This window comes from Streptomyces sp. NPDC052064, from assembly GCF_055585925.1.
The window spans coordinates 648,405-662,501 of record NZ_JBVJJE010000003.1 but is presented as its reverse complement, the minus strand read 5'-3'; the positions used below and the strand labels follow the sequence as shown (position 1 = coordinate 662,501).

The 14,097-nt window shown below is 72.1% G+C and carries 14 protein-coding genes; 8 read left to right on the top strand and 6 right to left on the bottom strand.

Translation table 11 applies throughout. The features are described 5' to 3' along the window. Positions 1–46: 46 nt before the first annotated feature. Genes cobM through cobC form a run of 4 tightly spaced genes read left to right on the top strand, consistent with a single transcriptional unit; the run spans position 47 to position 4,645 of the window. Positions 47–865 (top strand): precorrin-4 C(11)-methyltransferase, encoded by an 819-nt coding sequence (cobM, locus tag ACZ6TU_RS10885; protein ID WP_467673691.1) that lies wholly within the window; start codon positions 47–49, stop codon positions 863–865. Positions 866–914: 49 nt separating this feature from the next. After that, positions 915–2,597: a precorrin-3B C(17)-methyltransferase gene (cobJ, locus tag ACZ6TU_RS10880; RefSeq protein ID WP_467673693.1), complete on the top strand. Its 1,683-nt coding sequence runs from the start codon at positions 915–917 to the stop codon at positions 2,595–2,597. 40 nt (positions 2,598–2,637) lie between these two features. Then, positions 2,638–3,564 (top strand): sirohydrochlorin chelatase, encoded by a 927-nt coding sequence (locus ACZ6TU_RS10875; RefSeq protein WP_467673695.1) that lies wholly within the window; start codon positions 2,638–2,640, stop codon positions 3,562–3,564. Beyond that, on the top strand, positions 3,554–4,645 hold the full coding sequence (cobC, locus tag ACZ6TU_RS10870) for an Rv2231c family pyridoxal phosphate-dependent protein CobC (RefSeq protein ID WP_467673697.1): 1,092 nt from the start codon (positions 3,554–3,556) through the stop codon (positions 4,643–4,645). The genes ACZ6TU_RS10875 and cobC overlap by 11 nt, the downstream gene beginning before the upstream one ends. Positions 4,646–4,649: 4 nt before the next feature. On the opposite strand, the gene ACZ6TU_RS10865 is transcribed toward cobC, so the two are convergent. The 6 genes from ACZ6TU_RS10865 to ACZ6TU_RS10840 form a co-directional block, all read right to left on the bottom strand. Continuing rightward, positions 4,650–5,303, bottom strand: coding sequence for a hypothetical protein (locus ACZ6TU_RS10865; protein WP_467673699.1), 654 nt, complete (start codon positions 5,301–5,303; stop codon positions 4,650–4,652). Positions 5,304–5,398: 95 nt separating this feature from the next. Beyond that, a complete protein-coding gene (locus ACZ6TU_RS10860; RefSeq protein WP_467673701.1) occupies positions 5,399–6,307 on the bottom strand; it encodes an SCO1860 family LAETG-anchored protein in 909 nt (302 codons plus the stop codon). Positions 6,308–6,476: 169 nt separating this feature from the next. After that, positions 6,477–7,568 (bottom strand): amidohydrolase family protein, encoded by a 1,092-nt coding sequence (locus ACZ6TU_RS10855; RefSeq protein WP_467673703.1) that lies wholly within the window; start codon positions 7,566–7,568, stop codon positions 6,477–6,479. 21 nt (positions 7,569–7,589) lie between these two features. Continuing rightward, positions 7,590–8,381 carry an amino acid ABC transporter ATP-binding protein gene (locus tag ACZ6TU_RS10850; protein ID WP_467673705.1) on the bottom strand — a complete coding sequence of 264 codons (792 nt, stop codon included), beginning with the start codon at positions 8,379–8,381 and terminating at the stop codon, positions 7,590–7,592. Next, the gene (locus tag ACZ6TU_RS10845; protein WP_467673707.1) at positions 8,378–9,214 is read right to left on the bottom strand and encodes an amino acid ABC transporter permease; all 837 of its coding nucleotides are present in this window, start codon (positions 9,212–9,214) and stop codon (positions 8,378–8,380) included. Before ACZ6TU_RS10845 ends, ACZ6TU_RS10850 begins: the two co-directional genes overlap by 4 nt. Beyond that, complete coding sequence (locus tag ACZ6TU_RS10840; RefSeq protein WP_467673709.1) at positions 9,211–10,050, bottom strand: basic amino acid ABC transporter substrate-binding protein; 840 nt, start codon at positions 10,048–10,050, stop codon at positions 9,211–9,213. Before ACZ6TU_RS10840 ends, ACZ6TU_RS10845 begins: the two co-directional genes overlap by 4 nt. A gap of 186 nt (positions 10,051–10,236) precedes the next feature. Between ACZ6TU_RS10840 and ACZ6TU_RS10835 the strand changes: the two genes are divergently transcribed. From ACZ6TU_RS10835 to ectB, 4 genes are all read left to right on the top strand, one after another. Further along, positions 10,237–11,337 carry a pyridoxal-phosphate-dependent aminotransferase family protein gene (locus tag ACZ6TU_RS10835; RefSeq protein WP_469547790.1) on the top strand — a complete coding sequence of 367 codons (1,101 nt, stop codon included), beginning with the start codon at positions 10,237–10,239 and terminating at the stop codon, positions 11,335–11,337. Between the two features lie 43 nt (positions 11,338–11,380). Continuing rightward, positions 11,381–11,920: a DinB family protein gene (locus ACZ6TU_RS10830; protein WP_467673713.1), complete on the top strand. Its 540-nt coding sequence runs from the start codon at positions 11,381–11,383 to the stop codon at positions 11,918–11,920. A 338-nt stretch (positions 11,921–12,258) separates the two neighbouring features. Continuing rightward, positions 12,259–12,765, top strand: a complete 507-nt coding sequence (gene ectA / locus ACZ6TU_RS10825; RefSeq protein WP_467673715.1) for a diaminobutyrate acetyltransferase — start codon at positions 12,259–12,261, stop codon at positions 12,763–12,765. Positions 12,766–12,817: 52 nt separating this feature from the next. After that, positions 12,818–14,089 carry a diaminobutyrate--2-oxoglutarate transaminase gene (gene ectB, locus ACZ6TU_RS10820; RefSeq protein ID WP_467673717.1) on the top strand — a complete coding sequence of 424 codons (1,272 nt, stop codon included), beginning with the start codon at positions 12,818–12,820 and terminating at the stop codon, positions 14,087–14,089. Positions 14,090–14,097: the final 8 nt, after the last annotated feature.

Sequence of the window (14,097 nt, the reverse complement as noted above, 5' to 3'; positions counted from 1 at the left end):
TGCATCACCCCGCCTACCGGAACCCCCTGTACGAGAGGACCAACCCATGGCCGACGCCCCCACCGGCAAGGTGACCTTCGTCGGTGCCGGCCCCGGCGCCGCCGACCTGCTGACGTTCCGTGCCGCGCGCGCCATCGCCGAGGCCGACGTGGTGATCTGGGCGGCGAGCCTGGTCCAGGCGGAGGTCCTCCAGCACGCGCGCGAGGACGCGGAGATCCTCGACTCGGCGGCCCTGTCCCTGGAGGACGTCGTGGCCGTGTACCGGCGGGCCCGGGAGGAGGGCCTGCGCGTCGCCAGGATCCACTCCGGTGACCCCGCACTGTGGGGCGGCACCCAGGAGCAGCTCGACCGGTGTGCCGCTGTCGGCATCGCGACCGAGGTCGTGCCCGGGGTGTCCGCCTTCTCCGCCGTCGCAGCGCTCGCACAGCGCGAGCTGACCATTCCCGAGGTCGCGCAGTCCGTCGTCCTGACCCGGCTCGGCGGCGGCAAGACACCCATGCCGCCCGGGGAGGAGGTCCGCGAGTTCGCCCGGCACGGCACCACCATGGCGATCTTCCTCTCCGCGGCCCGCAGCGGGCAGCTGGTGCGGGAGCTGCTGGAGGGCGGTTATCCGACGACGACCCCGGTGGTGGTCGCGTACCAGGCGACCTGGCCGGAGGAGCTGGTCGTGAAGTGCACGATCGGCACGCTGGAGGAGACGGTCAAGGAACACAAGCTCTGGAAGCACACGCTGTTCCTGGTCGGCCCGGCGCTCGACGCGCACGGCACGCGCTCGCACCTGTACCACCCGGGTCACTTCCACGGCTACCGCAAGGCCGACCCCGAGGCCCGCAAGGCACTGCGCGAACGGGGTGCCAGTAGATGATCGTCCGGCCTCCTGCAGGTATCGAGGAAACCGAAGAAGGAGTCGCTCAGTGATCGGCCTCATTTCCGCCACCGCGGCGGGAGCGGCTGCGCGGGACCGGCTGGCCGCCGCGTGGCCGGACCGCACGCGTGTGTACGAGGGTCCCGTCGGGGACGCCGTACGGGCCGCGTTCGCGCAGTGCGAGCAGCTCGTGTGCTTCCTGGCGACGGGGGCGGTGGTGCGCCTGGTGGCGCCGCTGCTGTCCGGCAAGACGACGGACCCGGGCGTGGTGTGCGTCGACGAGAGTGGGCGGTTCGCGGTGTCCCTGGTGGGCGGGCACGCGGGCGGGGCCAACGAACTCGCCCGGGAAGTCGGGGAGTTGCTGGGCGCCGAGCCGGTGGTGACCACGGCGACGGATGCCGTCGGCCTGCCCGGCCTGGACACCCTCGGCCTGCCCGTGGAGGGCGATGTCGCCGGGGTCTCCCGGGCGTTGCTCGACGGTGAGGCGGTGGCGCTGCGGGCCGAGGTTGCCTGGCCGCTGCCGCCGCTCCCGGTGGCCGCCGAGGGGGCGTACACGATCCGGCTGACCGACCGGCTCGTCCAGGCGGCCGAGCGCGAGGTGGTGCTGCGCCCGCCGTCACTGGTCGTCGGGGTCGGGGCGTCGAAGGGGGCCCCCGTCGAGGAGGTGCTCGGGCTGATCGAGGGTGCCCTCCGGGAGGCCGGGCTGTCCGCGGCGTCGGTCGCCGAGCTCGCCACCGTCGACGCCAAGGCCGAGGAGCCCGGCCTCGTCGAGGCCGCGCGGCGGCTCGGTGTGCCCCTGGTGACGTACTCCGCCGGGGAGTTGGCCGGGGTGGACGTGCCCAATCCGTCCGACGCGCCGCTCGCCGCCGTCGGCACGCCCTCGGTCGCGGAGGCCGCGGCCCTCCTGCGCGGCGGCGAACTCCTCCTCCCCAAGCGGAAGTCCGCCGCGAGCCCTGCCATGGCGACCTGTGCCGTCGTACGGCGGCCGGGCCGCGGGCGGCTCGCGGTGGTCGGGCTCGGGCCGGGCGCCCGGGACCTGCTCACGCCGCGTGCGAAGGCGGAGCTCCGGCGCGCTTCCGTACTCGTCGGGCTCGACCAGTACGTCGACCAGATCCGCGATCTGCTGCGGCCCGGCACCCGGATCCTGGAGTCGGGGCTGGGGGCCGAGGAGGAGCGGGCGCGCACGGCCGTCGAGGAGGCCCGCGAGGGGCGGGCCGTCGCGCTGATCGGCAGCGGGGACGCGGGCGTGTACGCCATGGCCTCCCCCGCGCTCGCCGAGGCCTCCGACGACATCGACGTGGTCGGTGTGCCCGGCGTGACGGCGGCGCTCGCGGCCGGCGCGATCCTGGGCGCGCCGCTGGGCCACGACCACGTGTCGATCAGCCTGTCCGACCTGCACACGCCGTGGGAGGTCATCGAGCGGCGGGTGCGGGCGGCGGCCGAGGCCGACATCGTGGTGACGTTCTACAACCCGCGTTCGCGCGGCCGCGACTGGCAGCTGCCCAAGGCGCTGGACATCCTCGCCGAGCACCGGGCGCCGACGACGCCGGTCGGTGTCGTGCGCAACGCCTCGCGGCCGGACGAGTCCGCCCGGCTCACGACGCTGACCGCGCTCGACCCGGCGACGGTCGACATGATGACGGTCGTCACCGTGGGCAACACCGCGACCCGCGAGATCGCCGGGCGCATGGTGACGCCGCGCGGCTACCGCTGGCAGGAGGAGTCCGAGTGAACCGCGTCGTCCACCACCCCACGTCCGCCGAGGAGAACCTGTGACCACCCCGCCCGCCCTGCTCATCGCCGGCCACGGCACCCGTGACGACGCCGGAGCCGAGGCGTTCCGCGACTTCGTGCGGGAGCTGGGGGCCCGCCACCCGGAACTGCCCGTCGCGGGCGGCTTCATCGAGCTGTCCCCGCCGCCGCTGGGCGAGGCCGTCACCGAGCTGGTGGAGCGGGGCGTGCAGCGGTTCGCCGCCGTGCCGCTGATGCTGGTGTCCGCCGGGCACGCCAAGGGCGACATCCCGGCGGCGCTGGCCCGCGAGAAGGAGCGGCACCCCGGGATCTCGTACACGTACGGGCGTCCGCTGGGCCCGCACCCGTCGTTGCTGAACGTGCTGGAGCGGCGGCTGGACGAGGCGCTGGGCGGCGCCGCGGGGCGCAGGCCGGGTGACCGGGCCGATGTGACGGTGCTGCTGGTGGGGCGCGGGTCGACGGACCCGGACGCCAACGCCGAGGTGTACAAGGCGGCGCGGCTGCTGTGGGAGGGGCGCGGGTACGCGGGGGTCGAGACGGCGTTCGTGTCGCTGGCGGCGCCGGACGTGCCGAGCGGACTCGACCGGTGCGCGCGGCTGGGCGCCCGTCGGATCGTGGTGCTCCCCTACTTCCTGTTCACCGGCATCCTGCCGGACCGGGTGCGGCTTCAGACGGAGGGCTGGGCGGCGGCGCACCCGGAGGTCGAGGTGCGCTCGGCCGACGTCATCGGGCCGGAGCCGGAGCTGCTGGACCTGGTGTGGGAGCGGTACGCGGAGGCCGTCGAGGGTGATCTGCGGATGAACTGCGACTCGTGCGTGTACCGCGTCGCGCTGCCGGGCTTCGAGGACAAGGTGGGGCTGCCGCAGCAGCCGCACTTCCACCCGGACGACGACGGCCACCACCACGGGCACGGGCACCACCACGGGGCGCACTCCCATGCCCACTGAGCATCCCATGGGCGCGGAGAATCCCCTGCGCACGGAGAGCGGCCACGATCTGCGGCACCACGGGGACGCGGAGGTCCGGGACGACGGCGGCTCGCTCGTCGACCTCGCCGTGAACGTCCGCGCGGACACCCCGCCGGTGTGGCTGCGGGAGCACATCGCCGCGTCGCTGGGCGGGTTGGCGGCCTACCCGGACGGGCGGGCCGCACGCGCGGCGGTGGCGGCGCGGCACGGCCTGCCGGTGGAGCGGGTGCTGCTGACGGCCGGGGCGGCGGAGGCGTTCGTGCTGCTGGCGCGGGCGCTGAAGGTGCGGCGGCCGGTCGTCGTCCACCCGCAGTTCACGGAGCCGGAGGCCGCGCTGCGCGACGCGGGGCACACGGTCGACCGGGTGCTGCTGCGGGAGGAGGACGGGTTCCGGCTGGACCCGGCGGCCGTCCCCGAGGCCGCGGACCTGGTGGTGATCGGCAATCCGACGAACCCGACGTCGGTGCTGCACCCGGCGGACGTGATCGCCTCTCTCGCCCGGCCCGGGCGGCTGCTGGTGGTGGACGAGGCGTTCATGGACGCGGTGCCGGGCGAGCGGGAGGCCCTGGCGGACCGCGTCGACGTACCCGGCCTCGTGGTGTTGCGCAGCCTGACCAAGACATGGGGGCTGGCCGGGCTGCGGATCGGGTACGTGCTGGCGGCGCCGGAGACCGTCGAGGTTCTGGAGCGGACGCAGCCGCTGTGGCCGGTGTCGACGCCGGCGCTGGCCGCGGCGCAGGCGTGCGTGGGGCCACGGGCGGTGGCGGAGGCGGCCCACGCGGCCCATCGCGTCGCCACGGACCGGGCCCACCTGCTGACGGGCCTCGCCCGCCTCGCCCCGGCCGGGCTGCGGGTGGTCGAACCCGCGGAGGGCCCGTTCGTCCTGATCCGCCTGCCGCACGCGGCGGCCGTACGCAGCCGCCTGCGCGACCTCGGCTACGCCGTGCGGCGCGGGGACACCTTCCCCGGCCTGGACGAGGAGTGGCTGCGGCTGGCGGTGCGGGACCGGGGGACGGTGGACGGGTTCCTGCGGGCGCTGGAGCGTGCGCTGGCGGGCTGACGCCTCACCGCCGGGCGGCGGTCCCGGCCGTCTCCCTCCCGGTCGGTGTGCCGTCCTGGGGGCGGCGGGACAGCAGGGCGCTGGTGACGGCGACCCACAGGTACGAGGCCAGCAAGGCGAAGTAGCTGACCCAGGGAATGAAGACCAGGACGCCGAGCACGACGGCGGCCCAGGCCAGCCAGCGGGGCAGCGGGCTGACGGCGGCGCGGACGGTGGCCAGGCCCGCGCCCAGCAGCATCAGGGCCATGCCGACGAAGACGGGGATGAAGAATTCCTCGTTCAGGGTGTTGAGGGCCTGGAGCGCGGGGCCGGAGGCCGTCGGCTCGTCGGCGAGGTCCAGCAGGGCCAGGATCAGCGAGGACCCGGCCAGGAAGCCGATGGCGAGCAGCAGCCCGCCGCCGAGGATCACCCGGTGCAGCCAGCCGCCGCTCGCCGGGACGTCCCGTACTACATGGGCCAGATGGGCGGCGAAGAAGACGAAGAAGACCGCCGCCAGCACCAGCAGGTACAGGCTCACTCCGGTCTGCGTCCGGTGGTCCTCGTAGAAGACCCTGACCTCCGAGCCGGTGGCGTCGTAGCCGGGTGTGTCGCCGAGCAGCAGGAAGCCGACGAGCGTCAGGACGACGGCCACCAGACCGGTCAGGGGTGCGATGCGCATGGTGACCTCCCGCCCTCCAGGGTCCGGTCCGCCCCCATGTCTGCCACGCTCCCAGAGGTCCTTGTGCCCCGCCATCCGGGCCCGGGATCCGGAGGTCAGCCCCGGCGGCGTGCCAGGACCACCGCTCCCCCGCCCGCCGCGAGCAGGACGATCGCGCCGCCCACGAGGTACGGGGTCGTCGAGCCGCCGCCCGTCTCGGCCAGGCCCTCCTCGGCGGGTGCTCCCTGGGGTTTGACGCCGACGGGTGCGGCGGACGGCTCGGCCGATGGCCGGGCGGCGGCCGGCGCGGGTGTCGTGCAGGTCGCCTCGGCCAGGGTGAGGGTGCCGTCGACCTCAGCGACGTTCAGCTTCAACGGGTTGACGGACACCTTGAGTTCGAGGGCGGTGGCGGCTGTCGCGCGGGAGGTCCTCCGGGTGTTCGACAGGTCCAGGCGTACCTCGCCGACGCCCGGCACCTCGACGTCCGTCGGACCACCGGCGGTCAGTGTCACGCGCTTGCCGAGCACGGTCACCGAGCCGGGCAGGTCGGTCGTGGCGACCGGCTTCTTCCCGGCCTCGCAGGTGGCCTTGGACGTGACCTGCTCGACCTCGATCAGAGACAGCAGCGGCAGGCCGGGGACGTGGAGGCGGGCGTGGGCCAGGGTGGTGGTCGCCTCGGCCTTCGTGGCGGTCGTCGTGGCTCTCGCCCGTGCCGCCTCCGCGCGCAGCACGCTGAAGAGCTGTCCGCCGTTCACCGCGTCCAGGCGGGCCGTCAGCGTGGTCTTCTCGGCGCTCCGCGGGGCCTGGACCTCGTTGAGGGAGACGGCGAGGGGGACGTTCACCGACTTGCTGAGCAGGGAGACATCGAGGTCGGTGCGCAGGACGGCGGCGCTCGCGCGGCCGTGGTCGCCGGTGGCGTGCGCAGGGCTCACGCCGGTCAGTGCCACGGGTCCCGCGGCGAGGACCGTGGCCGTCGCGACGGTCGCCAGACGGCGTGCGGGCATGCGGAAGCAAGGGATGTTCACGGTGGGGACTCCCAGATGAGACGGGCTCGGGACCCGCAAAGAGTCGCGCACCCGGCGCACGCCGTCAGCGTTCTGGCGCCTCTTCACCCCAACGTGGCGAGACCGTGGATGATTTCGAATCGCCCGCCACGTCCCCCACCACAGACGTTCCCCGGCGTCACCCGCGCGGCTACCCGACCACGCGCCCGTTCAGCACCACCCGGCGCGGCGCCGCCAGCACGCCCACGTCCGCCCGCGGGTCCTCGTCGTAGACGACGAGGTCGGCCGGGGCGCCCTCGTCCAGACCGGGGCGACCGAGCCAGGCCCGGGCCGTCCAGGTCCCCGCGGCCAGCGCCTCGACGGGCGGGATGCCCGCGGTGACCAGTTCGGCGACCTCGGCCGCCGCGAGGCCGTGGGCGAGTCCGCCGCCCGCGTCGGTGCCGACGAAGACCGGGATCCCGGCGTCGTAGGCGCCCCGCACCGTGTCGTAGCGGCGCTCGTGGAGCCGGCGCATATGGGCCGACCAGCGCGGGAACCTGGCCTCGCCGCCGTCGGCGAGCTGCGGGAAGGTCGCGATGTTGACCAGCGTCGGGACGATGGCGACGCCTCGTTCGGCGAACAGCGGGATGAGGTCCTCGGTCAGGCCCGTCGCGTGTTCGATGCAGTCGATGCCCGCCTCGACGAGGTCCTGGAGGGAGTCCTCCGAGAAGCAGTGCGCGGTGACCCGGGCGCCCAGGCGGTGTGCCTCGGCGATCGCCGCCTCCACCGCCCCGCGCGGCCAGCAGGCCGACAGGTCGCCGAGGTCGCGGTCGATCCAGTCGCCGACCAGCTTCACCCAGCCGTCGCCGCGCCGGGCCTCCTGGGCGACGTAGGCGACCAGGTCGTCCGGCTCGATCTCCCAGGCGTAGTTGCGGATGTAGCGGCGGGTGCGGGCGATGTGCCGCCCGGCTCGGATGATCTTCGGCAGGTCGTCGCGGTCGTCGATCCAGCGGGTGTCGGAGGGCGAGCCCGCGTCGCGGATCAGCAGCGTGCCGGCGTCCCGGTCGGTCAGCGCCTGCTTCTCGGCGACGTCCTGCGGGACCGCGCCGTGCCGGTCGAGTCCCACATGGCAGTGCGCGTCGACGAGGCCGGGCAGGGCCCAGCCCCTGACGGTACGGATGTCGCGGGCGCCGGCGGGACGGTCGTAGGAGATCCGGCCGTCGACGACCCACAGCTCGTCGCGGACCTCCTCGGGCCCGACGAGCACCCGTCCCTTCACGTGCAGCACCGTGCGATCGCTCATGTACGGCACCCTAGTCAGCCGCTAGTCGGCCTTGCCCACCTGGTCCGAGGTCTCCTCCTCCACCTCGGCCATGGCGGGGTCGAGGAGGCGGGAGAGGAAGTGGCGGGTGCGGTCGTGGCGCGGGTTGCCGATGACCTGCTCGGGGGTGCCGTCCTCGACGATCACGCCGCCGTCCATGAAGACGACCCGGTCGGCGACCTCGCGGGCGAAGGTCATCTCGTGGGTGACGACCATCATCGTCATGCCCTCGTCGGCGAGCATGCGCATCACCGCGAGGACGTCCCCGACCAGTTCGGGGTCCAGCGCCGAGGTCGGCTCGTCGAACAGCATCACCTCGGGGCCCATGGCCAGGGCCCGGGCGATGGCGACGCGCTGCTGCTGGCCGCCGGAGAGGGAGGAGGGGTAGTCGGCCGCCTTCTCGGACAGGCCCACGCGCGCCAGGTTCTCGGCGGCCACCTTCGCGGCCGCCGCCTTGTCGCGGCGCAGCACCCGGCGCTGGGGCAGCGTGAGGTTCTCGGTCACCGTCAGGTGCGGGAACAGGTTGAACTGCTGGAAGACCATGCCGATGCGGCGGCGTACGGCGTCGATGTCGACGTCGGGGTCGGTCAGTTCGGTGCCGCCCACGAAGACCTGCCCCTTGGTCGGCTCCTCCAGCAGGTTCACGCAGCGCAGCAGCGTCGACTTGCCGGAGCCGGACGGGCCGATGACACAGACGACCTCGCCCCGGCCGATCTCCAGGTCGATGCCGCGCAGCACCTCGTTGGCGCCGAACGACTTGTGCAGCGCGCGCACCTCGATCTCGGGTCGGCTCATTTCACGGCCTCCTGGGCCTTCGCCTCCATGCGGCGTACGACGAAGCCGAGCGGGATCGTGACCAGCAGGTAGCACAGTCCGGCGACCAGGATCGGCGTGGAGTTGGCGGTCTGGCTGGCCAGGTCGCGGCCGTACTTGGACAGTTCGCGCTCCTCCAGGGTGACGCCGAGGAACAGCACCAGCGAGGAGTCCTTGAACAGCAGCACCAGTTCGTTGGTGAGCGGCGGGAGGATGATGCGGAACGCCTGCGGGATGATGATGGAGATCATGGCCCGCGCGGGCGAGAAGCCGAGCGAACGGGCCGCCTCCATCTGCCCCTTGGGCACGGCCTGGATGCCGGCGCGGATCGTCTCCGCCATGTACGCGGCGGCCACCAGGCCGAGCGCGAGGGCGACCTTGCCGTAGGTGCCGCCGATGATCTCGGTGCCGGGGAAGGCCAGCGGCACGGCGACGCCGATGAAGATGAAGATCAGCAGGGCGGGCAGACCGCGGAAGATCTCGATGTAGATCCCGGCGAGCCAGCGGTACGGACCCACGGAGGACAGCCGCATCAGCGCGATCACCATGCCGAGGGCCAGCCCCACGGCGAAGCCGGTCACCGTGTAGAGCACGGTGTTCTTCAGCGCCAGCGTGATGACGTCCGGGAACATGCGCTCGGCGATGTCCGCCTGCGCGAACTGGTTCTGGAGCCGGTCCCAGTCGGCGGCGACCGCGAAGGCGATCACGGCCGCGACGAAGACGGCGTACTGGACGCCGCGCGACACGCTGCGCTTCTGCCGCCGGGTCAGGCCCTTCTTCCTCGGCTGGACGTCGGCCGTGGTGGTGTCGGTCATGAGGCGGCGGGCGACGCGGCGGACTCGTCGTACGGGCCGATCCACCGCTCGTACAGCTTCTTGTACGTGCCGTCGGCCTTGGCGTCCTCGATCGCCTTGTTGATGGCGGCGCGGAGCTTGGTGTTGCCCTTCTTCACCGTGAAGCCGTACTGCTCACCGGTGTCGAGGTTGTCGACGACCTTGAAGGCGTCGGCGTTGGCCTTGTCCTTCAGCCAGCCCTGGACGACGGGGTAGTCGATGATCACGGCCTGGACCTGGCCGGTGCGCAGGCCGTTGAGGACGGCGTCGGAGGACTCGAAGGAGACCGGGTCGAGGCCCTTGCTCTTGGCGTAGTCCTCACCGGTCGTCTGCGCCTGGGCGCCGAGCTTCTTGCCCTTCAGGTCGGCGAAGGAGCCGATGCCGCTCTTCTTGTCCACCAGCACGGCCTGGGTGGCGTTGAAGTACGGGTCGGAGAAGTCGACGTTCTTCTTGCGCTCCTCGGTGATGGTCATGCCGGCCGCGGCGAGGTCGCACTCGCCGGAGTTGAGGAACGCGCCGGTCTTGAAGTTCTCGAAGGGCGTGTCGAGGATGTCCTGCTTCACGCCCAGGTCCTTGGCGACCAGGTCGATCAGCGAGACGTCGAAGCCCTGCACCTTGCCGTCGATCTCCGACTGGAACGGCGGATACGGCAGGTGGGTGCAGGTGGTGAGCCGGCCCGCCTTGACGAGCTCGACGCCGCCCGCGGCCGTCTTCGTGCCGCCGTCGTCGGTGGAGGTACAGCCGGCCACGAGCAGCAGCCCGGCCGTCGCTGTGGTGGCGGCCAGGATGCGGGCCCGATGCCCGGGATGCGTGTTCACGGAGAGCCTCCTGTGAGTGACCTGTGGGTTCCGACCATAAGGAGAATTTCGGTGGCTGAAAACAATCCGATGGCCGCAGGGGCGTCGGGCCTGCGAAGTCACCGGTCGTAGAGGGCTGGGGCGCGGCGGTTACGCTCGTTCCCGTTGTTCCCGCGAGTAGTCCCCGCACGTGAAGAGAGTGCCACCGTGACGCATCCGTTTCTGGACCTGGCCCCGCTCGGGGCGGACCGTTTCGCCGCGATCGAGGACCGTGTGGCGCGGCTGCTGAGCACCGAGCAGGACGTCGTGATCATGCAGGGCGAGGCGCTGCTGCCGCTGGAGGGCGCGATCCGCGCCGCGGCCGGTCCGGGCACGACGGCCCTGAACGTCATCACGGGCCCGTACGGGCAGACCTTCGGCGACTGGCTGCGGGACTGCGGGGCGACGGTGGTCGACCTGACGGTGCCCTTCCACACGGCGGTCACGGCCGAGCAGATCCGGCAGGCCTTCGCCGAGCACCCGGAGATCGACTTCGTGTCCCTGGTGCACGCGGAGGCGGCGACCGGCAACACCAACCCGGTCGCGGAGATCGGCGAGGTGGTACGGGAGCACGGAGCCCTGTTCTATCTGGACGCGGTGGCGTCGATCGGCGCCGAGCCGGTGCTGCCGGACGCGTGGGGCGTGGACCTGTGCGTGATCGGGGCGCAGAAGGCGATGGGCGGGCCGGCCGGCGTGTCGGCCGTCTCGGTGAGCGAGCGGGCCTGGGCCCGGATGGCGGCGAACCCGCGCGCGCCGCGCCGGTCGTATCTGTCGCTGCTCGACTGGAAGGAGCGGTGGATCGACGGCGGCCGCAAGGCGCTGCTGCACGCCCCGGCGCAGCTGGAGATGCTGGCGCTGGAGGCGTGCGTGGAGCGGATCGAGGCGGTGGGGCCGGACGCCGTGATGGCCCGGCACGCCTCCGCGGCGGCGGCCACGCGGACCGGGGCGATCGCGCTCGGCGGCGGCCTGGAGCCGTACGTGTACGAGGCGCGGGACGCGGCGCCCGTCGCCACGACGCTCCGGGCGCCGTCCGGGGTGGTGGCGTCGGAGCTGGTGGCCAGGGCGCTGGAGGCGGATCCGGCGGTGCCGGTCGCCGCCGGCGGGGGTGCGTTGGCCAAGGAGATGATCCGGGTCAATCACTATGGGGCCGACGCGACGCCGGGGGCCGTGCGGGCGAGTCTGGCGGCACTGGGGGCCGCCCTCTCGGAGGCGGGGCTGTCGGTGGATGTGGAGGGGGCGCTGCGGGCGGCCGAGGAGGCATGGCGGTAGTCGGGGCCCCGCCGTTGTCAGTGGCCCGTGCCATGCTCCTCGCATGACCACCGACACCCCTGCCGATAACCCCCACACCCTTCCCGACGGCCGTCCCGTCCCGCACCTCACCGGTGACGAGCGGGCCATGCTCGAGAGCTGGCTGGACTTCCACCGGGCCACGCTGGCGCTGAAGTGCGCCGGGCTGGACGACGCGCAGGTGCGGATCGCGTCGGCCGAGCCGTCCACGCTGACCCTGCTCGGGCTGGTCCAGCATCTCGCCGAGGTCGAGCGGAACTGGTTCCAGCGGGTGGCCGCCGGGCTCGATGTGCCGCCGGTGTACGAGGACGGCACCGGCTACACGCTGGCCCCGGGGCGGGGGCTCGACGAGGCGCTCGGGATCTGGCGGCGGGAGATCACGCGGGGGCGGGAGCTCTGTGCGGGGCTGCCGCTGGACCACATCGGGCGGGTCGCCGAGGGGCCGGTGCCCGGGATGGAGGTGAGCGTGCGCTGGGTGCTGATTCACATGATCGAGGAGTACGCCCGGCACAACGGTCATGCCGATCTCCTGCGGGAACGTATCGACGGAGTGACCGGGGCCTGAATTAAACGTGTTTTCCGAGACGACCACATGTAAGCTGGCACACAATTAAGAATTCTTTCAAGAATAGCTTCCCGTATTCTTCTGCCCGCTTTCCTCGATCCTAAACCCAAAGATTTTGAGGACACCTGTAGGGGAAATTCGAGAAGATCTCGTGGGGATTACATGGCTGTGACGCGTTACACACCGTGACCGCTTCGTCCGGTATTACCCGGACAATATCGGGCATCTCGTCGCCCTCTTGCGTAAAGACTCACGCCCGCGCGATAACACAGGACCGGCTCATACGTAACCCCTATCGGCGATGCAATTTTGAATTTCACTGGGTAAGTTCAATTCGCATGACTGCCGTACAAGCAGATCCGCAAATCGACCGCCCCACGGTGGCTGACGGAGCCGCGCTCTGGCGGATGGCGAAGGACTCGAAGGTTCTCGACCTGAACTCGTCCTACAGCTATCTGCTGTGGTGCCGCGACTTCGCGGCCACGTCGGCCGTAGCGCGTGACGAGCACGGCGAGCCGATGGGCTTCATCACCGGGTACGTGCGGCCGGACAGCCCGCGCACCCTGCTGGTCTGGCAGGTGGCGGTGGACGAGGCCCACCGCGGGCGCGGGCTGGCCGCCACGCTGCTCGACGGTCTGGTCGCCCGGACCGTCACCGAGCGCGGGGTGACGACGGTGGAGACCACCATCACCCCGGGCAACACCGCCTCGGAGCGCCTGTTCACGTCGTTCGCCGAGCGGCACGGCGCCCGGCTGGAGCGCGAGGTGCTGTTCGACACGGCCGTGTTCCCCGACGGGCCGCACGACCCCGAGGTCCTGTACCGCATCGGCCCGCTGGCCCACTGACTTCCCCCCTGACTCCCTCAGACTTCCCCCACGCACCGAGGAGCGATTCGTCGTGACCATCACCCAGCCCGACCTGAGTGTCTTCGAGACCGTTGAGTCCGAGGTGCGCAGCTACTGCCGCGGCTGGCCCACCGTCTTCGACCGTGCGGTGGGCAGCCGCATGTACGACGAGGACGGCCATGAGTACCTCGACTTCTTCGCCGGAGCGGGGTCGCTGAACTACGGGCACAACAACCCCGTCCTGAAACGCGCGCTCATCGACTACCTGGAGCGCGACGGCGTCACGCACGGGCTCGACATGTCGACCACCGCCAAGCGCACGTTCCTGGAGGCCTTCCAGAACCTGCTGCTGCGCCCGCGCGACCTGCCGTACAAGGTCATGTTCCCCGGCCCGACCGGCACCAACGCCGTGGAGGCCGCGCTGAAGCTGGCGCGGAAGGTGAAGGGGCGCGAGTCGATCGTGTCGTTCACCAACGCCTTCCACGGCATGTCGCTGGGCTCGCTGGCCGTGACCGGCAACGCCTTCAAGCGGGCCGGCGCCGGTATCCCGCTGGTGCACGGCACCCCGATGCCGTTCGACAACTACTTCGACGGCACCGTCGAGGACTTCCTGTGGTTCGAGCGGCTGCTGGAGGACCAGGGCTCCGGCCTGAACAAGCCGGCCGCCGTGATCGTCGAGACCGTGCAGGGCGAGGGCGGCATCAACGTGGCCCGGCCCGAGTGGCTGCGCGCCCTGTCCGAGCTGTGCGAGCGGCAGGACATGCTGCTGATCGTCGACGACATCCAGATGGGCTGCGGCCGTACCGGCGCCTTCTTCTCCTTCGAGGAGGCGGGCATCACGCCGGACATCGTCACCGTCTCGAAGTCGATCAGCGGCTACGGCCTGCCCATGTCGCTGTGCCTGTTCAAGCCCGAGCTCGACGTGTGGGAGCCCGGCGAGCACAACGGCACCTTCCGCGGCAACAACCCCGCCTTCGTCACGGCCACCGCGACCCTGGAGGCGTACTGGGCCGACGGCTCCGCGATGGAGAAGCAGACCCGCAAGCGCGGTGAGCAGGTCGAGCAGGCCATGATCTCCATCACCGAGGAGAACCTGGCCGACGTCAAGGAGTACCGGGGCCGCGGCCTGGTGTGGGGCCTGGAGTTCCACGACAAGGACCGCGCGGGCAAGGTCGCCAAGCGCGCCTTCGAGCTCGGGCTCCTCATCGAGACGTCCGGGCCCGAGAGCGAGGTCGTGAAACTGCTCCCCGCCCTGACCATCACGCCCGAGGAACTGGACGAGGGCCTGTCGACGCTGGCCCGCGCCGTCCGCGAGACCGCCTGACCGAGCAA